The organism is candidate division KSB1 bacterium (assembly GCA_034506255.1).
GTDB lineage: Bacteria > Zhuqueibacterota > Zhuqueibacteria > Zhuqueibacterales > Zhuqueibacteraceae > Coneutiohabitans > Coneutiohabitans thermophilus.
Window position 1 is genome coordinate 122,597 of the sequence record JAPDPX010000006.1, and the last position, 20,386, is coordinate 142,982.

15 protein-coding genes are annotated in these 20,386 nt (G+C 59.3%); all 15 read right to left on the minus strand.

Annotated features, from left to right (window positions below; translation table 11 throughout):
- Positions 1 to 35: 35 nt before the first annotated feature.
- A complete protein-coding gene (locus tag ONB52_13525) occupies positions 36 to 1,034 on the minus strand; it encodes an NAD-dependent epimerase/dehydratase family protein (protein MDZ7417157.1) in 999 nt (332 codons plus the stop codon).
- An 87-nt stretch (positions 1,035 to 1,121) separates the two neighbouring features.
- Entirely contained in the window at positions 1,122 to 1,955 is an 834-nt protein-coding gene (locus tag ONB52_13530) for a class I SAM-dependent methyltransferase (GenBank protein ID MDZ7417158.1), read from the minus strand.
- A 166-nt stretch (positions 1,956 to 2,121) separates the two neighbouring features.
- Positions 2,122 to 3,201, minus strand: coding sequence for a radical SAM protein (locus tag ONB52_13535; GenBank protein ID MDZ7417159.1), 1,080 nt, complete (start codon positions 3,199 to 3,201; stop codon positions 2,122 to 2,124).
- Between the two features lie 10 nt (positions 3,202 to 3,211).
- Positions 3,212 to 5,095 (minus strand): asparagine synthase (glutamine-hydrolyzing), encoded by a 1,884-nt coding sequence (gene asnB, locus ONB52_13540; protein MDZ7417160.1) that lies wholly within the window; start codon positions 5,093 to 5,095, stop codon positions 3,212 to 3,214.
- A gap of 85 nt (positions 5,096 to 5,180) precedes the next feature.
- Positions 5,181 to 6,368 (minus strand): glycosyltransferase family 4 protein, encoded by a 1,188-nt coding sequence (locus tag ONB52_13545; GenBank protein ID MDZ7417161.1) that lies wholly within the window; start codon positions 6,366 to 6,368, stop codon positions 5,181 to 5,183.
- Between the two features lie 402 nt (positions 6,369 to 6,770).
- Positions 6,771 to 8,069, minus strand: coding sequence for a UDP-glucose/GDP-mannose dehydrogenase family protein (locus ONB52_13550; protein ID MDZ7417162.1), 1,299 nt, complete (start codon positions 8,067 to 8,069; stop codon positions 6,771 to 6,773).
- A gap of 363 nt (positions 8,070 to 8,432) precedes the next feature.
- On the minus strand, positions 8,433 to 9,890 hold the full coding sequence (locus ONB52_13555; GenBank protein MDZ7417163.1) for a sugar transferase: 1,458 nt from the start codon (positions 9,888 to 9,890) through the stop codon (positions 8,433 to 8,435).
- A 49-nt stretch (positions 9,891 to 9,939) separates the two neighbouring features.
- A complete protein-coding gene (locus tag ONB52_13560) occupies positions 9,940 to 10,899 on the minus strand; it encodes a GDP-mannose 4,6-dehydratase (protein MDZ7417164.1) in 960 nt (319 codons plus the stop codon).
- 29 nt (positions 10,900 to 10,928) lie between these two features.
- A complete protein-coding gene (locus tag ONB52_13565; GenBank protein ID MDZ7417165.1) occupies positions 10,929 to 13,277 on the minus strand; it encodes a polysaccharide biosynthesis tyrosine autokinase in 2,349 nt (782 codons plus the stop codon).
- 64 nt (positions 13,278 to 13,341) lie between these two features.
- Positions 13,342 to 14,064 (minus strand): SLBB domain-containing protein, encoded by a 723-nt coding sequence (locus ONB52_13570; GenBank protein ID MDZ7417166.1) that lies wholly within the window; start codon positions 14,062 to 14,064, stop codon positions 13,342 to 13,344.
- 296 nt (positions 14,065 to 14,360) lie between these two features.
- On the minus strand, positions 14,361 to 15,083 hold the full coding sequence (locus ONB52_13575) for an STAS domain-containing protein (GenBank protein ID MDZ7417167.1): 723 nt from the start codon (positions 15,081 to 15,083) through the stop codon (positions 14,361 to 14,363).
- A gap of 338 nt (positions 15,084 to 15,421) precedes the next feature.
- Entirely contained in the window at positions 15,422 to 16,909 is a 1,488-nt protein-coding gene (locus ONB52_13580) for a glycogen/starch synthase (GenBank protein ID MDZ7417168.1), read from the minus strand.
- A gap of 78 nt (positions 16,910 to 16,987) precedes the next feature.
- Positions 16,988 to 17,986, minus strand: coding sequence for a galactose-1-phosphate uridylyltransferase (gene galT / locus ONB52_13585; GenBank protein MDZ7417169.1), 999 nt, complete (start codon positions 17,984 to 17,986; stop codon positions 16,988 to 16,990).
- A 298-nt stretch (positions 17,987 to 18,284) separates the two neighbouring features.
- Positions 18,285 to 19,130 (minus strand): tetratricopeptide repeat protein, encoded by an 846-nt coding sequence (locus tag ONB52_13590; GenBank protein ID MDZ7417170.1) that lies wholly within the window; start codon positions 19,128 to 19,130, stop codon positions 18,285 to 18,287.
- An 84-nt stretch (positions 19,131 to 19,214) separates the two neighbouring features.
- On the minus strand, positions 19,215 to 20,333 hold the full coding sequence (locus ONB52_13595) for a hypothetical protein (protein ID MDZ7417171.1): 1,119 nt from the start codon (positions 20,331 to 20,333) through the stop codon (positions 19,215 to 19,217).
- Positions 20,334 to 20,386: the final 53 nt, after the last annotated feature.

The window sequence follows — 20,386 nt, forward strand, 5'->3', positions numbered from 1 at the left end:
TACATTCAACCGGGTGAACAAGCGTAAGGACGGATCTAATTCAGCAGACCGTTGGCACGATACCAATCCGCAGTCATCTTCAGCCCGGTGTCGAGATCGACCTGCGGGTGGTATCCCAACAGCCGGCGGGCTTTGGAAATGTCGAAGGCGCGATCCTTCACGAAGAAATCGACGCGCCGGCGGTAAAGAGGAGGCTCGATGCGAAGGGGCTTGCAGACCAGCTCACACAGCCAGCCGGCCATCCAGACCGGCCATACCGGGAAGTGTTTGCGCGGCACCGGCACCCCCAGCGCCCGCGCGATGCGCGCCACCAATTCGTTTAACGTCGTGTACTCACTGCCGCCGATGGTAAACACCTGGCCGAGCGCTTCCGGCTTTTCGCCCGCCAGGGTGATACCGGCCACCAGATCGTCAACATAGGTCATGTGATACAACACTTCACCGCTGCCAAACATGCGGAATTTGCCGTTGTTCACAAACTTGAAGATCTTGAGAAAGCGCCGGTCGCCGGGGCCATAGATGCCGACAGGCCGCACCACCACACCCGGCAGACGGTGTTCCTCGAAGAAGCGCCGCGCCAACTTTTCGCCGGCGAGCTTGCTTTGCTGATAAACATCGCCGGGCGCGTAGGGGGCTTCTTCCGTCGCCGGCGGATTCTTGATGTCGCCCTGCACGCCAACCGTGCTGCAGTGCACAAACCGCCCGGCCTGGGCGCGCAGCGCCGCCTGCAGCAGGTGGCGGGTGCCCTCGACATTCACCTGCCAAAAGTACTTGTTGGGCACGCCTTCGGTGCGATAGGCGGCGGCAATGTGATAAACCGTCTCGACTCCCTTCAATGCCTGGTGCAATTCCGTCGCGCTGCCGGGATCGACAAAGTTGCCATACACCAACTCGACGTCGAGACCTTTCAGCAGCGACAGGTCGCTCGTTTTGCGTACCAGGCCGCGGACATGATAGCCGCGTTGCAGCAGATGTTTACACAGGTGACTGCCGGTGAAACCGTTGGCACCGGTGACCAGCACTTTGACTGACATGAACGCCTCTTGCTTGGTTCCGCGGGCACGCCGTCTCACATGCGGCTCAGGCAAAAGGTCCGCTGCCGGCATGGCGCGTGCGCTGTTTCATTTGCCGCAGAATGCCATCAGGTGCCAGCCCAGAGGGCGCACCAAAAATTTGGGCAGGAGATTGAAGCCCGGCACAAAGATGCCGTTGTAAAGCACCGCCTTCCAGCCTGTGTGCAGCCGGCTCGCCACCGGAAACCGCTCCGGCACCAGCCGCACTCGCGCAAAGGGCGCGAGCATGGCGCGGAATTCGGCAATCGAATATTTGTTCAACACCGGCGCATCTTCGTGCTCGAGTTCCACCTTCATGATTTTCGACATGGCATTCAGCCAGGAGAGGCGGTTGTAGACCATCAGGATGGCTTCACCGCCCGGCTTCAGCACACGATGCAGCTCCCGCACCATGGCCGCGGCATCTGCCGTGTATTGCAGCACGCCGTGGGCATAAACCATGTCGAACGAATTGTCTTCAAACTCCAGCGCCTCACCATCCATCACATAAAACTCGCCGGCGGCGCCATTGAGCTGGAAATTTTTGCGCGCCAGCTCGATGGACTGTTGCGCCAAATCCACACCGATGACCAGCGCGCCGCCCCTGGCAAAGCGCAGCAGATCGATGCCCAGGCCGCATCCCACTTCCAGAATCCGCTGGCCGCGATAGCCGTTGAAATTCACCACCTCGGGCAAATAGCGCAGTTTGTCGAAGCGGTAGGTCTCCAGGTCTTGAAAGAAACCGGCAGTGCCGGGCGGATGTTTGGCCACGGCGAGGTCATGAATATGGGCGTTCCAATAGGCCGCGATGGCCTGCAGCAATTCGCGGTTCCTGCCTGATTTTGCCGGCGGACGCAGGCTCGTTGCGGATTTCACCTCCGGCGCGGTGAGAAAATCATTCATGTTGATCCCGAGATTTTGGGTGTCTTCAGCGGGGCGTCCCGCCAATGCCCTGAAACTGCCCGAATTTGAACTGCGATGCTTGGTCGGCGCGCCCTGGGCGGCCCGCACAGGCTGTCGCCCGGCTTGCGGGGTTGCCGGGTGCCACGCAACAAGCCGCGGCACCGCCTCAGAAATGCTGGGCCAGGGTGAGGATCGGCTTCAACGCCCGATGCAGGCGCAGCGGCGACATGCGCTGCACCGCCAAAGTCAACGGCACCACACTTTCGAAGAAGCCGGCCGGCACTTCCTGACGCGCGATGCGGCCGCGCACTTCGCGGGCGCGGCGGCCATACCAGATTTCATCGAAACGCTGTTCCCGAATGTTGCCCATCAGTTCGGTTTGCAGTGGATCCGGGTAGATGTTGCCCCGGGGATCGATGCTGGCAAAGGCAAAGCCCGCCACACTGTGCTGCTGCCAGAGGCGGTCCGGCTGCTCCGTCAGGCTGGCAAATTGGCGGTAGTAGTCGCGATTCATCGGCAGCAGCTCGCCGTACATCTTGAGCACCCGATCCACCATGGCTTGCAAGCGGGCGGCATCGCCGGGGCCAAGCGCCAGGTCCTCGTCCACGCGATAGCGCACCGCGGGCCGGTGCAGGGCGGGTTGAAAGGACAGCCCCTCGAGGGCGCGCTTTTTCACGAAGCGTGCCATGTTTTCGAGGTCGTACAGATTGGCCTTGTTGATGGTGAAGGCGACGTAGATTTTCGGCCGCGCATTGCTGCGCAGCGCCTTGAGATTCTCGATCGCCTGGCTGGCGAGATCGAAATAGCCCTTGATGCCGCGCAGGGAATCATTGAGCTCCGGCGTGCTGCCGTCGAGCGAGATGTAAATCAGGTCCAGCCCGGCGTCGATCAGCTTTTTGGCGCGGCGCTCATTGATCAACAGGCCGTTGGACATCAGGGCGGTGGACAGATGATGGCGCTTGGCACAGGCGATCAGCTCGAAAATGTCCTTGCGCAACAGCGGCTCGCCGCCGGTGAAGCACAGGCTCATCACGCCGTTTTCCGCGAGTTGCCTGATCAAATCCATGCCCTCGGCGGTGGACAGCACCTCCTCGTCCGGCGCCTGCTGCCAGCATTCGCAGGTGCGGCACCGCGCATTGCAAATATAGAGCACCTCCCACACGGCCTTGATCGGGCCGATGATCGGCTCGTGCTCCCCTCTGGCGAAACGCAGGAGATTTTGCAGATGCTTGACCTGTTTGAGCATGGCTGCAGTCTCAACTCAAATAATGGTCGTGCCAGATGCCGAAGACAGTGAGTGCCCACAAACGGTGGCTGTGATTTTCGCTGCCGCGCAAATGCTCGTCGATCAGCCGTTGCACATAGGCGGCATCAAAGAAGCCCTCGCGCTTGAGGCGCGCCGGCGAGAGGACGTCGAGCATGAGCGGCCGCAGTTCCTGCTTCAACCAGTTTTTGATGGGAATGCTGAAGCCCTCCTTGCCGCGCTTGAGAATCTGCGGTGGCAGCAGATCGGCCATGGCCTGTTTGAGAATCCACTTGCTCTGCTTGCCGCGCAGCTTGAGCGCGCTGGGGATGGTGGCGGCATACTCGACCACGCGATAATCGAGAAAGGGGGCGCGGGCCTCCAGCGAGACGGCCATGCTCATGCGGTCCACCTTCACCATGATGTCGTCACAGAGATAGGTCTTCAGGTCGACGTAGAGCTGGCGGTTGAGCGCGTCCTGCGAGTCGGCATTTTGAAAATGATGGCGCATGAAGTCATAGGCGCCGTGCGGCACATCCACCTCCCGCAGGGCCTCGCCGTAGAGCAGCCGCTTTTCCTGCGCCGCCAGAAAGATCATCCAGCGCACGTGCTGCAGGTCTTCGGGATGTTGTGTGCCCTCGACAAAACGCTTGATCTTGTTCAAGGCGCCTTTCTTTTTCTCCGTGGGCGGCAGCCTTTTGACGACAGGCGCGACCAGGCCGTGGCGCACGAAAGCCGGCAGGCGGCGGTAGGCGTGATACAGGCGGTCAGCGCGATACGCGTCGTAGCCGGCAAACAACTCGTCCCCGCCATCGCCGCTTAACACCACGGTCACGTGCTCGCGCGCCATCTTCGCCACGAGATAGGTGGGAAAGATCGAAAAGTCGCCGAGCGGTTCGTCGAGATGGCGGACGAGCTTCTCGGTCAGCTCCAGGGCATTGGGCCGCAGGATGAATTCTTTGTGATCGGTGCGGTAATGCCGGGCGATCGCCCGCGCATACTCCAGCTCGTTGTAACTGCCTTCTTCGAAGCCGATGGAGAACGTCTTGACCGGCTGGTTCATGGCGCGCGCCATCAGGGCCACGACGCAGCTCGAATCGATGCCGCCGGAGAGAAAGGCGCCGAGCGGCACTTCGCTCATCAGGCGGATTTTCACGGCATCCTGCAGCAGTTCCACCAGGCCCTGTTGCAGTTCTGCGGCATGATAGCCATTCTCGCGGAAATGCAGGTCCCAATAACGGCGCAATTCGATTTTGCCGTCGGCCTTGATCAACAGCGAATGGCCGGCGGGCAGTTTCTTGAGGTCGGCGAGAATGGTGTGCGGTGCCGGCACGTATTCATAAGTGAGATAGAGATCCAGGGCTTCCGGTGAAATCCGGCGCGGCACCCCCTGCGCCTGCAGCAGGCTTTTCATCTCGGAGGCAAACAGGAAACGATCGCGGCCGGCATAATAATACAGCGGCTTTTTGCCCATGCGGTCGCGCGCGAGAAACAGCGACCGCTGGCGCGTGTCCCAGATGGCGAAGCCGAACATGCCATTGAGCTTGCCGGGGCAGTCCACGCCGTATTCTTCATAGGCATGCAAAATTGCTTCGGTGTCGGATTTGGTTTTGAAGCGGTGGCCACGGCGTTCCAGCTCGGCACGCAGCGCGAGATAATTGTAAACTTCGCCATTGTAGACAATCCACAAGGTGCCGTCTTCATTGCTGATGGGCTGCTGCCCGCTGGACAAATCGATGATGCTGAGCCGGCGCATGGCCATGCCGATTTGGTCGCTGTAATAGAAGCCTTCTTCATCCGGGCCGCGGTGAAAGAGGGCGTCGTTCATCCGGCGTAGTTCCTCCGGCACCACCGTCTGCGACGGCGAGAAGGTCATGATTCCGCAAATACCGCACATGAATTGTCAATACCTCGGCAAAGAGTCCGTTGCTCCCCTTCCGCCACCGGCGTGTGACGGCTGCAGACCGGCCGGGTGGCCGCCCTCATGACGACTGGCCGCGGGGAAGTGACTGCAGATAGTCATAGACTTCGGCCGTTTTGCGCAAATAAGCCGCATAGCTGTATTCCTGTTCGGCGAGTGCCCGCGCCTTGCGGCCGAGCGCCTCGCCCAATTGCCGGTCGCGCAACACCCGCAGCAAGCCGCTGGCGAAAGCTTCGGGCTTGCAGTCGGTCAACACCGCCACCTCCGCATTCAACACCTGGGTGTGGGTGAGATGATTGGTGGCGACGATCGGCACACCGGAGCGCAAGTAGGAATAAATTTTCAGCGGCGTGTTGTTCCCTTCCAGCCGCGGAGACACCAGCACCTGCGCCAGCCGCATGAACTGCGGAATTTCCTCCGGCGGCCGCTGGCCGGTGAAAATGAACTTGTCGGCCACGCCCAACTGTTTGGCTTTTTCCTGATTGTCGCGCACCTGCTCCGGCTTGCCGCCCACCACGAGAAAACGCGTTTGCGGCTGCTCCTTCACCACCCGCGCGCTGCAAGCGAGCAGCAGGTCCAGCCCTTGATAAGGTTCGAGCGTGCCGGTGTACAACACCACCGTCTCGCCATTGAGGCGGTAACGCTGCTTGAGTTCCTGCAGATCGACCGACGTGCCGAACACGTCGCTGTTGTCGGCGACATTTTCAATGAGCTTGTTAAACTTGTCGGGAAAGCGCTCGCGCACGTAGTGATGCAGCTCGGGGCAAATGGTGATCACTGCCTGCGCACTGTTGATGGTGGCCGCCTCCAGCCGCTCGAACAGGCGCACCAGCAGCGGGTTTTGGCTGTATTTGAAATTGGACAACTGCTGCGGCAGGCTGGAGTGCATGTCATACAGATGGGGCAGGCCGAATTGCCGGCTCAGGCGAATGCCCATGAAACCCGCCTCTTCGTGGGTGTGCAACAGCTCATAGCGGTTTTGTCGCAGCAAGGCGAGCGCACGGCGATAGACAAAAACATCCAGCAGCAGCTTGTGCAGCGAAGGTCCGATGGCAATTTCCTTGATGAATTTCACGCCGGCAGCGCGCCGAATCTGCACATTCTCGATCGCGACATTCTGGCCGAGATGATAGGTAACCAGGTCGATCTTGTGGCCCAAACGCGAGAGGGCGCGCAAACGATGCAGCACACTGAATGGCGTGCCACGGGGTTGGAAAAAAGGCTGGGGCGCAATCATCAAGACGTACATAAGGATCCGGCCTATGGTCTTTGCGAGTGAATCCTGTGTAAATCTGCTCTCACATTTTAGCAACACTGATGCCAGTGCCGGTGCCCGAAATTCGTGCAATCGGGGGGCATTTTACGGCGGTTAGGCGCGATCAGGAGGTGAAATCAGCGGAGGAGGTGGCTTGAGGTGTTCAGCGCGTGTGCCAGCCTGAAACGATGTCTTTGTGTGACACACGTAAAAAAGGGGTGGCAGCCCTGCCGGAAACCAGCCGCCTTCCGCCCCGCACCGACACCCGCCCGAACCTTCCGAAGTGACAATCCTGCGCGATACTGGGAAGTTGTCGTCGAGCATGTGCCGAAAGCCGATTGCAGAAGGCATCCCTGCGATCCGGATCAGCCTGCCACCCCAAATGTTTGGCTTGTGTCAGCGGCCGACGCAGAAATACTTGATGCCCTTGTCGGCCATTTTGTGCGGCTCATAAATGTTGCGCAGGTCGATGACCAGCGGCGTGCGCAACAGAGTCTTGACCTTGTTCAGGTCCAGGCTGCGGAATTGATTCCATTCGGTGATGAAAACCAGGGCGTCCGCGCCCTCCATGATTTCGTAAGCATCCCGGCCGTAGGTCACCTGGGGCAGAAGTTTGCGGGCTTCGGGGACCGCCACAGGATCATAAGCACGTACCACGGCGCCCTCGGCGAGCAGGGCGCGAATAATGTCCACTGCCGGGGCCTCACGCATGTCATCGGTGTTGGGTTTGAAGGACAGCCCCAGGACGGCGATGGTCTTGCCCTTCACTCCGCCGGTTGCCTGTTTGATCTTCTGCACCATGAAGCGGCGCTGCTGCTCATTCACCCGCACCGCCGCTTCGACGATTTGAAAACGGTAATCATGTTGCTGCGCGATGGCGAGCAGGGCGCGGGTGTCTTTGGGGAAGCAGGAACCGCCATAGCCGGGGCCGGCGTGCAGAAATTTCGTCCCGATGCGGTTGTCCAGGCCCATCCCTTTGGCCACGTCATGGACGTCCGCCCCCACCCGCTCGCAGATGGTGGCGACTTCGTTGATGAAGCTCACCTTGGTGGCCAGGAAAGCGTTGGCGGCATACTTGGTCAGCTCGGCGCTGGCGAGATTGGTCATCACGATCGGGGTTTCGATCAGGTAAAGCGGCGAATACAAATCTTTCATGATTGCCATTGCTTCGCTGTCTTCCGCACCAATAACCACGCGATTGGGACGCATGAAGTCCTCGATGGCCGAACCCTCCCGCAGGAATTCGGGATTGGAGACCACCGAAAAATGAATGGGCGCGGGCTGATGCTCCTGAATCACTTTCTTGATCCACTTGCCGGCGCCCACCGGCACGGTGCTTTTGTTGACAATGACTTTGTACCCGTTCATGTAGCGGGCAATATCCCTGGCCACCGTCTCGACGTAACGCAAATCGGCGGAGCCGTCCTCCGCGGCGGGCGTCCCCACTGCAATGAAAATGACCAGCGCGTTTTCCACCGCGCGTTTCAAATCGGTGGTGAAGGACAGCCGGCCGGCCCTGACATTTTGTGCCACCAGCGTCTCCAGACCGGGTTCATAGATCGGCATTTCGCCGGCTTGCAGCCGGGCGATTTTCGCCTGATCATTGTCGACGCAGACCACTTCATTGCCAAATTCGGCAAAGCAGGTGCCGGTCACCAGACCGACATAACCCGTGCCGATCATGCAGATGTGCATATCCGTGCTCGCTGATGATATAACGTTGAGTTGGCATCGCCACCCCCAAATGTCATTCCGTAAGCATTTGTCATGTGCATTTGCACACCCATTATGATGAAAATGTCTGCAAGCAGGCTGGAAGCCTGCGCTACGGCATTTTCGGGGAAATCTTTTTGAGTGGTTGGGATAATGTTACAACAGGCTTCACTCCCAGAACTGGGGAAGATTCCTCCGAAGTAACAGTTTTGAGTTGCGGAGCGGATTTGAGAACGCAACGTTGTCGTACGAAGTTGACTCATTCACAGCAGGTCAATTAAATACCGGCAAAGGCGGGCAGCCGCAGAGGCCAAAAACACGCCACCACCGCCCCGGTGGGCGGCTTCAGCTCGCGCCATAGCCGAACAGGACGACAAACACGGTCTTGGCCATGATTTTGAAATCGAGCCAGAGCGACCAGTTGTCGATGTACTCCATGTCCATCTCCATCCACTTTTCGAAGCCGATTTGATTGCGGCCGCTCACCTGCCAGATGCAGGTCAAACCCGGCTTGAGGGAGAGGCGGCGGCGCTGCCAGTGTTTGTACAGTTCGACTTCGACTGCCAGCGGCGGCCGCGGCCCGACAAAGCTCATGTCGCCCTTCAGCACATTGAACAACTGTGGCAACTCATCGAGCGAGGATTTGCGCAGAATGCGGCCGATGGCGGTGATGCGGGGATCGCGCTTGATCTTGAACACCGGGCCGTCCATTTCGTTCATCTTTTCCAGCTCGCGCTTGCGCATCTCGGCATTGACCACCATCGAGCGGAATTTGTAAAGCGTGAACGTCCGGCCGTTCATACCGCAGCGCGTTTGTTTGAACAGCACCGGCCCGCGCGAGGTGAGTTTGATGGCGAGCGCGATCAGCACGAACACCGGCGAGAGCAGCAGGATCAACACCAGCGCCAGCACCACGTCCAGCACGCGTTTGACGAACAACTGCCAGGCCTGTGCGCTGAAGGTTTCGAACTCCAGCAGGGGGAAGCCGCTGAAGTCGGTCTGCCGCACGGTGGCGATGCGCAGGTTGTAAAGATCCATCGAAATGCTGGTGGGAATGCCCTCCCGCTCACAGGCAAGAATGGCCTCGTCGATGCGATTGAGCCACAGCCGCGGCACCACGAAGATCACCCGGTCGATGACCTTGCGGTGGAGGATGAAGGGAATGTCCTGCAGCCGACCGAGCACGCGGTAGCCTTCGATCTCCTTGCCGAACATGCCATGATCGTCATCGATCAGGCCGACGATGTTGAGGCCCCAGGAGGAATGCGACTTCACCGTGCGGATAAATTCCCGCGCCCGCTTGCCGGTGCCCACAATCAACAGGTTGATGTGGTTGTAGCCGCGGCTGTGAATGTAATCGAGAAACAGGTTGAGCAGATAGCGCTCGAACAGCAGCAGGACGATGGTGATGCCCCAAAAGGTGGCGATGAACAGGCGGCTGGTGAGAAACAATTGAAAGGCGAAAATGGGCGTGCCCACCATCAGCAGGGTGACCGCCCCGGCGAGAAAAATTTGCCAGATGCTGCGGGCCAGCGTCTTGGTGCGAAAGTCGCGGTAGGCGCCGATGAAGCTGAGCGTGGCGATCCAAATCAGCAGGCAAAAGCCGAGCAGCACCCGGTTTTTCTGGGCAAAATAAAGCAAACCCTCCAGGTCGGGCGAGACCGCAAAGGCCATCTCACCCAGTTGGTAAACCTCACGCAGGTGAAAACTGACAAAGTAGGAAATGACGAACGCGAGCAGAATGACGGCTGCGTCAATCATCCTGACCAGATTGCTGAGAAACGCCTGTTTCTCCCGAACCATGTTGCAACCTCACCTTCCCGGACCGCGCGCGGTCGTTGCCGGAGACTTGCTACTTTTGCACGGGATGGTTCTGCCGGTACCATTCCACGAATTGTCGCACCCCCTCCTGAATATCGACGCGGGGCGCGTAGCCGATTTCGCGTCGTGCCTTGCTGATGTCCGCATAGGTAATGGGGACATCGCCGGGCTGCGGCGGCAGATGCTCGATGACGGCCCGCTTGCCCAAATATTCCTGAATCAAACCGATCAGCGAAAGCAGGTCGATCGTGCGCGATTCACCCAGATTATAAATGTGATAAGACGTGCAGTGTGCGATGGCGGCCTCGATGCCATCGACAATATCGGAGATGAAGGTGTAGTCCCGCCGGCTCGAGCCGTCGCCATAGACCGGCACCCGTTCGTCGTTGGCGATCAGGCGGGTGAATTTGTGGATCGCCATGTCCGGTCGCTGGCGCGGCCCATACACCGTGAAAAAGCGCAGACAGGTGACCTTGAGTTGGTAGAGATGGTGATAGGTGTAACAGATTTGCTCGCCGGCTTTCTTGGTCGCGGCGTAGGGGCTGATGGGATAATCCACCGTGTCGCTCTCGGAAAACGGGACTTTGCCGTTTTCCCCATAAACCGAGGAGGAGGAGCCGAAGATGAACTTCGGCACCCCGGCCTGGCGTGCCATCTCCAGCAGGTTGAGCGTGCCCTCCATGTTGACCTTTTCATAAAGCAGTGGCTGGGCTATGGAAGGCCGCACGCCGGCGCGCGCCGCCAGGTGAATGATGATGTCGAAACGGTGCTCGCGAAAGAGCCGTTCGAGTGTGTCCCGCTCCAAAATATCGCCTTCAAACAGAGTGTAGGCGGGGTGGGACAGCAACGGCGCAATGTTGCGGCGTTTGATGGCTGGGTCGTAGTAGTCGTTGAAATTGTCGAGGTTCACCAGCGCATGGCCGCGCGCCAGCAGGCGTTCACTCAGGTGTGAGCCGATGAAGCCGGCGCCGCCGGTCAGAAGACATTTCATCACTCTGCCTTTTGCAAAAGTACTTGCGATTAATAGTGGTAATAGCTGTAACCCTCGTGCGCCAAATCCACCGTGGTGCCGTTCAAAATCACGCCGAGGATCTTGGCCTGCACATTCTGAAACATTTCGATTTTCTTGCGCGCCACCTCCTTGTGGGTCTTGCCGGCGCGTACCACGATCACGACGCCATCGACCTGGGTGCCCAGCACCACGGCATCGGTCGCGGCATTCAAGGGCGGGGTGTCGAAGATGACGAGATCGTAACGCCGGCGCATCTCATCGAGAAAACGGCGCAGTTGCACCGAGCCCAGCATCTCCGAGGGGTTGGGAATCAGCGACCCGCAACTGATCACGGAGAGGTTGGGGATGTGGGTTTCATGAATGATCTCGGAGGCCAGAATCGAGCCGGTCAGATAGTTGCTGAAACCGGGCTCCTTCGGCACACCAAAGGTGTTGTGCAGCACCCCGCGCCGCAGGTCGGTGTCAACCAGCAGGGTGTTGCTCTTCTGCTGCGCCATGGTGATGCTGAGATTGGCGGCGGTGAAGGACTTGCCGTCGCCCGGTGCCGTCGAGGTGATCACCAGGGTCTGGATGCGGCCCGCGCTTTTGGAGAACAGGATGTTGGTGCGCAACGAACGATAGGCCTCGCCAATGGGCGTGGGCGAATAATCGTGTGTCACCAACTGCTGGTCCACCAGCTTGGCCTTTTCATGATCTTGAAATTCGTAATACTCACCGAAATCGATCTGCGGAATGGCGCCCAGCACGTTCAGCTTTAATGTGCCCTTGATGTCATCCACCGTTTTGATCGACCGGTCCAGTGCTTCCAGCGCGACGACCACGAACATGCCGAACAGCAGGCCGGCCACGCCACCGGCCGCGGCCTTGGTTTTCTTGTTGCGATTCACCGGGTATTCCGGTTCGACCGCGGGATCCAAAATCTCGATGTCGGATTTGTCGGAAGTGACCGCAATTTTACCCTTTTGCAACTGCTCGCGCAGCGTTTGCAGATAGTCCGATTTCTGCTTCCACTCGCGTTCCAGCGCCCACAGGGTGGATTCCTGCTCGGGCAGGCCGCCGAGCTGGGCGTTGAGCAGCACCACTTCGCGATCCTGCCGGCTGATCTCCTGCGCCAGGTTGCCGAGCTTGGTGCGGCCGGCAGCCTGAATCTGGCTGTAAAGCTGCTGGATTTCATTCTCCAGCGCCACCACGTCGGGATGGCGTTCGGTTTTGCTGCGCAATTCTTCGGAGCGCCGGGCTTCCAGGTCGCTCAACCGCTGCCGCGCCACCACCATCGAAGCATTGTTGTCAAAAAGCGGGTGGTTGACGATGCCTTTGTAGATGTAACTGATCGCTTCGCGAGCGGTCCCGCTGGCATTTTCCACGGACGTGCTCATGGCGCGTTCGAGCAGCTCCTTTAAGCCGTCCCGCTGTTGCTTGAGGGTTTCGAGCTTTTTCTCGGCCTCCGCCAGCTTGGCCACGGTCAACTGGTAGCGGTCTCCGCCGACATTGCCGCCGGCGCGGCGTTTGGCCTCGGTGTAACGCCGGTCGATCTCCTCATAGTCGCGCTGCGCCTGGCGCACCTGTTCCTGCAGCGTCTCCAGTTGTTTTTCATCGGAGCTGGCGCCTTCGACTTTGCTGCGGTCAACATAAAGTTGCGCCAGACTGTTGGCGGTTTGCGTGACGACATAGGGGTCATTGCCGGTGAGCTTCACCGACATCAGCGTCAGGCTCTGGTTCAAGCCCGGCTGCACACGCTGTTGCAATGACGTCACCGCCGACTTGAACGACTCGACTTTGAAGGTGATGCGGGGCGGCAGTTTTTGCGGGTCCGCCAGTTGAAAAGAGATGCCATTCACCGAGATGGTATCACTGGCGGCGCGAAACACGTCGCCGGTGCGCAGGGGAATCTCCTCGTCGGTGTCTTCATCCAGCATGGCGAGCGTAAACCGGCCATCACCGGGAATCTGCAGGATATAGGTGCCGGGGCGGGGATGGTAGGTGGTGGAGAGTTTGGTGAAAATCCGGTTGCGAATGAGAAACCGGCCGTTCTCCGAGTCCTGCTCGAGGGTGACGGCCAGGCCGAGTGCGGCCACCACCTGCTCGGCAAAGGTGCGGCTGTTGAGCACCTCGACGATTTCCTGCATCATCTTTTCGGGGTTTTTCATCGCGCTGATGTTGCGATAGCGGATGGTGGCGGTGGCCTCATAGATCGGCTTCTCCTGCTTCACATAAATCGCCCACGGCACCGCCACCAGCGCGGCAACCAGCAACACCAGCCACCACCGGCGTTTGAGCGCCTGCACATAACGGCCCAAATCCAGCTTTTGACCTTCCAGTGCCCCATCATCCTCAAAGGCGAATGTGTCGATACCCATTTTTTCCCGAACTCCGTTGCTAAACCACTGCCTCTTCAACTGAGCTCCACGACCCACGCCGCGGTCAGCGATTGTTACGGTCGGAGACTTGCAGATAGAACACGGCGACCGAGAGAGCAAAAGAGGTGTAGCGCACCACATCGTCGAGGGTGAAGCGCGAGTAAGTCGGCATGATCACCTGGTCGCCGGAGCGCACGCCGAGCTGTTCGAGCGAATGGGCGTTTTCAAAGCCTTCCAAAAGATTTTTGCTCACGGTGCGACCGCCGCGCATCACTTTAATCTTGCGCACGTCGGCACCGTTGGCCGGCCCGCCGGCGAGGTTGATCAGTTCCCACAGCGATTCCTTGGCCCGAATCAGGTAGGAGCCCGGCCGCTGCACCGCACCCATCACCGCCACCCGGATCAACGGCATGCAGAAGATCTGTTCGATCGGCGGCTTGATGGTGAGATCATTGAACAGCTCGTCGCGCAGCCGGCGCGCCAGACTGTCGGGCGACAAGCCGGCAGCTTTGATCGGGGCACGCAAATAGGGGACGTAGATGTAGCCGCCCTGATCGATGAGATAATCACCTGCCAGGTTCAAGTCCTGGCGCCGGCCCATGTCGCGGCTGTCGGTTTTTTCCAACACAATCACGCGCACGCCTTCGCCCGCGCGGAAACGGACTCCCTGACCGTCACGGGAATAATAGCCGGACTGCGCTTGACTGATCCCACTGGCAAGGCCGAGGAAGAGCATGGCGCCCAGGGCGACCACGCGCGCCCCGGGGTGGAAACGATTGCTGTGCATGACTGAGACTCCCATAGAAGGTGGCAAGAATTCAATCCGTTGAACCTGCCGCATGCAGGCAGAATCGCACCGCATCGCGACAGACTAAATTACCTGCAAACGCAGCAGTTGAGCATCGCGCCGCAGCAAAACAGCCCCTGCGGCACACACGCAGCGGCGGGTGGCCTGCAAATGCAATAACACAATGGGACCCAGCAATTGCTATACCAGCGCTCGGGCGGGTGAAGCAGAGGTTATTGGGATAACGACTGCCGGAGCAGTCACCGGAAGGAGGAGGAGAACGGGGCCCTGCAACCTCAACGTGAGCGATAGAACCGATACCGCTTTTCCTGGGTATCCAGGTTCAATTTGCGGAGAAGTTGATAGAGCTTCCACCAGCCAATCTTGACGAAGCCGAAGCGCTCGGTGTTGAGGCTTTGCGCAATCTTGCGCACCCCCGCGGCGGGATTTTCGATGATGATGATCTTGACCTTCTCCGTCAGTGGCAAGACACGTTCATCAATTTTCGGTTTGGTGAATGCCGAGCGTGACTTGGCGCGCACCCCCTCCGCTTCGCGCAGACGCAAAGCGGATTTGGGCGGATCCAGTACCGCCACCTCTCCTGTGCTCAATTCGGTCGGACTGTAAGATTGCGAGATGCTGCGGGTCAGATCCAGGCCGATCGACAGGTCAAAATCGTCGATCGCCTCTTCGAGGGAGTCATAAGCATCCAAAATACGGTTGAACTCCAGCATCTCAAAGACGTCGTGCACCTCCGGGATCATCCCCACGATCTTCAAATCCCCGCCATTCTCCCGGATACCCTTGATCTCGCCGACAAACACACCCCAACCCGCCGAGCTGACGTAGTTGACCTGGCTCATGTCCACAATCAGATGATAGATGCCCTCGCGGAGCACCTGGGTGATCTGAGTCAGCATTTCCGAGCAGGTCTGCGTGTCGATATATCCTTTGACACGAAACAAGGCGATGTCACGACGAGTGCCGACCTTGGTGACTGAAATCTCGATTCCTTCCATTAACTAAGCCTCTTGCCAGTGCTGGCACCCTTTTTCGTTCTCAAATTTTATGCCGACGCAGTCAGAGCGCCGGCCGTGCTCCGGCCTGCCACGCGGCCGCCAGCCGGCATACGCTCCCCCCGCGGGACTGACCCGACGTAAACCCTGTATTTGAGATTAGAAACCGTCCCTCAAGCATGCCGCAAAGCGACAACCGACCGGCGCACAGCAAAAACAGACCAGCGCAGCCGACGAAAGATTGTGACACTTGTCGAGAATTTGTTCACTCTTGAAACAGCGGGCGTATCATCCTAAAACGCAGAAAGCGCATCCGTCACAACCGGACGGCTGAAAACCGATTACTTCTTGCCGCGCGACAGCAGCTTGGCATACAGCCGGGTGTACTCCTCCGCCACGGTTTCCCAGGAAGGATTGGCTGTCATCGCAGCCTTGGCCACCTTCGTCCAGCGCTTCCGATCACGAAACAGCGTGACCGCGTTCTTCAGCGCTTTAACCATCTCCCGGGCCTCGGGGTTGGCCAGTAAAAAGGCATTGCCGCTTGCGGCTTTGCGGCAATCCTGCAAGGCTTCGGTGTAACCATCGTGTGCAGCAAGCAGCGGCACCACGCCGTAAGCCATGGCTTGCAGCGGCAGGGATGATTTCAACAGCCGACCCGACACCGGCAGCACCAGATCACTGGCGGCAAGCCCGCGATGCAAAGCCGGCTCGTCATAACCGACCAGTACAGCCAGTTTGCCTGCATACTTCTTGCGATGTTTCGCAAGGAGCTTCTCGGTTTTGGGGTTGGCGACACCGAGAAAGATGACGCCGCAATTGAGTGCCAGCGCTTCATTCAGCACGGCATCGATTTGCTCGAGGGATTCCGCGCCCTCGCCCTGGTCCAGCAGGGCGAGCCACGGGGTTTCCTCCGAAAAAAGGCAGGCGACGCTCTCCAGGAACTCTTTCTTGCCGCGCAGCTTTCCGGCGAGATCGCCGGCGGAAAAATGGTGAAGCAGATGGGGATTGGCGGCCGGGTTCCAGACTTTGCGATCGACACCATGCGGCGTGCCGGTGAGCAGCTTGCGCCGTTTCTGCAAAACCTCTTCAAGACCGTGGAGGCGGGCGCCGCCCTGCAGCAAGTTTTTGGCGTGGCCCTCGCCGATGACGTTGATCAAGTCGGCGCTCAGCAAACCCGCCTTGAGAAAATTGAACTGGCCGTCGAGTGCAATCTGACCCTCCGGGTAGAATGAAGAATCGCCGCCGGTGATCACCTTCAGGAGATTGCTGGAGGAAACGCCCGTCTCCTCGAAGTTATGCACGCTGAGCAGGACTTTGGTGTTCTTGAAGAAGGCCTCGTCGCGGTAGGTGGTTTTAAGCAGGACGGGAATCAAGGCAGTTGGCCAGTCATTGCAGTGAATGATGTCCGGCTGCCAGTGCAGCAGTTTCAGCGTTTCCAGGCAGCCTTTGCAAAACAGGGAGAAGCGCTCGGCGTTGTCGGCGTAGGCTTTCTTGGTTTTGGGATCACGGTAAAGGCCCTGGCGGTCGAAAGCGGGCTTCTGATCGAAGAAATAGATTTGCACTTTGGAATCCGGCAGGAAGGCCGACTTGCCGTTGGCGACATGGGTTTCGTTTCCCCACGGCACCATCATGTCCTTCAGGCGAATCACGTCGCGCAGAACGTACCGGCGTTCGTTGACACTGCGGTAGTTGGGCATCATGACGCGGATGTCATGATCCAGTTCTTTCAGCGCTTTGGGAAGGGCGTTGGCAGTGTCCGCGAGCAGGCTGGTGCCAACGAAGGGCGAGATTTCCGCTGCCACATAAAAAATTTTGAATTTGTTTTTCATTACGCCTTTCCTGTTTCTTCAGCTTGCATAACTCGTTCACTGCTGAGGCCGGCGGGCGGTGTGCGCCGCGCGGCGGGGTCAGAGGCGAGCATCGCGCAGGTGCTGGGCCGCGATTTCCGGGGGCGTGGGGTTGATGTAAAAACCCGAACCCCATTCAAACCCTGCAACCCTGGTGAGTTTCGGGATAATCTCGAGGTGCCAGTGGTATTCCAGCGAGGCCGGCTCCTGCAGCGGGAAAGTATGCAGAATGAAATTGTAATGCGGATCATCCAGGGCACTGCTGATGCGCTGCAGTGTCTCCTGCAGGGTCACCGCCAAACCGTGGTAGAGCTCCGGCTCGGTGGCCTCGAAATGCGAGACATGCCGGGTGGGGAGCAGCCAGGTTTCAAAGGGGAAGCGCGGGGCAAAAGGCTCGATTGCAACATAGTCGGCGCGCGCCACCACCACGCGCTTGCCGGAATGCAGCTCCTGGCGGAGAATGTCACAGTAGATGCAGCGCTCTTTCAACTCGAAATGCTGGTGGGCACCGAACAATTCCTCCTGTACACGCTTGGGAATGATGGGGGTGGCGATCAGTTGCGAGTGCGAATGTTCCAGTGAGGCGCCGGCGGCTGTGCCGCGGTTTTTGAACACCAGAATGTATTTGAAGCGGGTGTCATTCTTCAAATCCAGAATGCGCGCGCGATAGGTCAGCAAAATGTCCTGGACATGATCGAGGGACAGATCCGCCAGCTCGGCCAGATGATTGGGGGTCTCGATGATCACTTCATGGGCCCCCACACCGTTCATCAGATCATACAAGCCCTCGCCACGGGGATTGAGATCGCCTTCAATTTGCAGTGCCGGAAATTTGTTGGGCACGACACGGATGCTCCAACCGGTGGTGTTGGGGGCAGAAGAGTTGGGGCGGAGGGCGACGATCTCGGGGGGGGTTTTGTCCTCGTTGCCCGGGCAAAACGGGCAGAACCCGCCGGAGCGCACCTTGGGTCCGACGAGCCAGTCGCCAGGCCGCTTGCCCCGTTCGGTCGAAATGATCACCCAACGATTGGTAATAGGGTCCTTGCGTAGCTCCGGCATGCGTGGTTCTGGTATCTTGCGATTTTCATCAGATTCCTGCTTTGGCAGAGTCGTCCGCCAGCAGACTGCGAGACACGGCGAAGCGGCCGCCGGGCCGGGTGCGGCGTTGCTTATCTCGGCAGCGGCGAAGTCTGCGGATCTTCTCCGGCGGTCGGCGATTGGCGGCTGCAGAGATTTCCCGCCTGCAGAGGGAAATCCGGTTCAAGCGCGTGTAATGAAAAAGGTGGCGCAAGGCCACCCCGTGGGCGCATCAACAGCAGCGCGATACTGAGCGCGTTTCTTCCCGCAGCAGGCCGGCCTACATCTGGCTGAGATAACGCCTGGCTTTGGCAACGTATTCGCTGTTGGGGTAGATGGCGAGCAGTTGCTCCAGCTCACTGCGTGCGCGGGCACGGTCCCCCAGCCGCAAATAGCACAGCCCCAGCTTCAAGTGAGCATCATCCAGCTTGTCCGAGCGTGAGAAGGCGAGCAGCTTTTGAAATTCCGCGACAGCCTGTACGTAATTGCCCAGCCCGTAATAGCATTCGCCGATCCAGTATTGGGCATTGTCCGCCAGGCTGTTCTTGTCGTCTTCCGCCAGCAGCTCGGCAAAGAGCTGGATGGCCTGGTGATATAGTTTTTGTTCGTACAGCTCGCGGGCCTGGGCATAACGCTGGGCATAGTTGCCGCTGACGGTGACCGCCCGGCTGTTGCCGCTGCTGCGTTTTTGCGCCGCCTCCAGTTCGGCTTGCAGGGCCTGCAGACGGCGTTCCTTCTCGTTCACCTCCGCTTGCAGCGAGGAAATTTGCTGGTTCTTCTCCTGCAATTCGCGCTGCAGGCGCGACACCTCGCTGCTGGTCTCCGGCTGCACCATCGCCACCGGCGCCGTGGTGTCGGGTTTACTGGCGGCGGCTTCCGGCTTTTTGGCTTCCGGGACGATGCCCAACAACCGCAACACTTCGTTCTCGTCCTCGGTGGTGGCAGGCGGCGCACCTTGCTCCCCGCCTTCCAGCAGGCGATCGATATCCACCTCTTCGCCGGAAGTGCCTTCGGTTTGGGCGGCTTTTCGACCGCCGCCACAAGCGGTGAGCAACACCAAAACCGACGCTGCCAGCAGCACGAGAGCAGCCGGTGAAATTGTCCGACGCAAAACTCTTTGCCTCATTACCGTCTCCTGGTCACACTTGGATGGACCCGCTGATATGTCCTGGCGCCACACAGAGCCGTGCGGTGCATTTGCTGTGACGTCTTACTTTTGATGGCGCTTGACCACATAGCCGGCAGCACCCCAGCCGCCCACTGCTGCAAAAAAAGTGGCGACCCGCCACCAGGTTTCCTGGCCATGTACCATGATGTAGTTCGGCCGATTCGGCAGTCCGCTGTAACCCAGCCCGCTGATGGCTTCATCGACTGCCACCACGCAATACTCCAGGCCGCCTTTGGGAATGCTGGGGCCGGGAATGATGGCCTCGTAGATTTCCTGATCATTGGTCGTCATCGGCTCCACCAGCCAGCGTCGCACGTTGACCGGCCGGTGCAAAACGGCGGCTTTCAGCAGGCTGCGATTCTCATAGATCTCCGCCCGGATGCGCAAGTCCTTGCCGGCGGTTGTCCGCTTGCGGGGATGATGAATGACAATCGGCGGGACTTCGTCCGCGCTGCTGCCGGCGCCACTGCTGCTGAAGGCGAGCAGGCTGGTGGTAATTTGCGTGTCGGGCACCCCGTCATGATCCATGTAACCATCGCGGTCTTCGCGGGCGCGGGAATCGAGATCAAAGCGGTCCCCCACGCCATCATGGTCGCGATCGCGCACACTTCCGCCGAGTTTGAGGGTCAGGCCGGTGAACACTGTGATCAAGCCATCATGCTCGTCACCGCTGAAGTCCAGGTCGAGCTTGTCGCTGAAGGTATAGCGGAAGGCGGCGCCGGCTGACCAGTTGAACCGGCGCGAGAGCGCCACTTCGAATCCGCCGGTGGCCTTGAGCAGATAGGCGCGCTCCTCCCGGCGCGCACCCCCTTCAAACGGCGCGTGACTGCCGTGGCGCACATTGTACCACAGCACCCCACCTGCGCCAAGCGTGACAAAAGGTGAGAACGTATGGTATGGGGAGTAGCGCAGCGTCACGTCAAACTCGATGGGGAGGACAATGGCGACAGAGTCCCGCTGGCTGTCATCATCTGTCAAGAATTTACCGAGGCCTGCTTCGATGCCGAACGACAGGTGGGGATCCGGAGAATAGTAGACCAGCGCGCTGGCGAAGGGCTGCAGAACAGCCTTCTTCACATCGCCCTCGATGCGTCCCACGCCGCCGCGCACACCAAAGCCAAATTTGGCATCCTGTGCCTGCAGCGGAACAGTGGCAGCCACCGCCAAAATGCCCGGGAGCAGCCAACTTCTCGTGTCTGTCTTCACAATGTCAG

Excerpts from the sequence above, each read along its gene's own strand:
- ONB52_13570 (MDZ7417166.1), bottom strand. The coding sequence starts at position 14,064 with ATGCACAGCAATCGTTTCCACCCCGGGGCGCGCGTGGTCGCCCTGGGC.
- ONB52_13525 (MDZ7417157.1), bottom strand. The coding sequence starts at position 1,034 with ATGTCAGTCAAAGTGCTGGTCACCGGTGCCAACGGTTTCACCGGCAGT.
- ONB52_13560 (MDZ7417164.1), bottom strand. The coding sequence starts at position 10,899 with ATGAAATGTCTTCTGACCGGCGGCGCCGGCTTCATCGGCTCACACCTG.
- ONB52_13550 (MDZ7417162.1), bottom strand. The coding sequence starts at position 8,069 with ATGCACATCTGCATGATCGGCACGGGTTATGTCGGTCTGGTGACCGGC.
- ONB52_13580 (MDZ7417168.1), bottom strand. The coding sequence starts at position 16,909 with ATGAAAAACAAATTCAAAATTTTTTATGTGGCAGCGGAAATCTCGCCC.
- ONB52_13575 (MDZ7417167.1), bottom strand. The coding sequence starts at position 15,083 with ATGGAAGGAATCGAGATTTCAGTCACCAAGGTCGGCACTCGTCGTGAC.
- ONB52_13535 (MDZ7417159.1), bottom strand. The coding sequence starts at position 3,201 with ATGCTCAAACAGGTCAAGCATCTGCAAAATCTCCTGCGTTTCGCCAGA.
- ONB52_13530 (MDZ7417158.1), bottom strand. The coding sequence starts at position 1,955 with ATGAATGATTTTCTCACCGCGCCGGAGGTGAAATCCGCAACGAGCCTG.
- ONB52_13590 (MDZ7417170.1), bottom strand. The coding sequence starts at position 19,130 with ATGAGGCAAAGAGTTTTGCGTCGGACAATTTCACCGGCTGCTCTCGTG.
- galT (MDZ7417169.1), bottom strand. The coding sequence starts at position 17,986 with ATGCCGGAGCTACGCAAGGACCCTATTACCAATCGTTGGGTGATCATT.
- ONB52_13555 (MDZ7417163.1), bottom strand. The coding sequence starts at position 9,890 with ATGGTTCGGGAGAAACAGGCGTTTCTCAGCAATCTGGTCAGGATGATT.
- ONB52_13565 (MDZ7417165.1), bottom strand. The coding sequence starts at position 13,277 with ATGGGTATCGACACATTCGCCTTTGAGGATGATGGGGCACTGGAAGGT.
- ONB52_13545 (MDZ7417161.1), bottom strand. The coding sequence starts at position 6,368 with ATGTACGTCTTGATGATTGCGCCCCAGCCTTTTTTCCAACCCCGTGGC.
- asnB (MDZ7417160.1), bottom strand. The coding sequence starts at position 5,095 with ATGTGCGGTATTTGCGGAATCATGACCTTCTCGCCGTCGCAGACGGTG.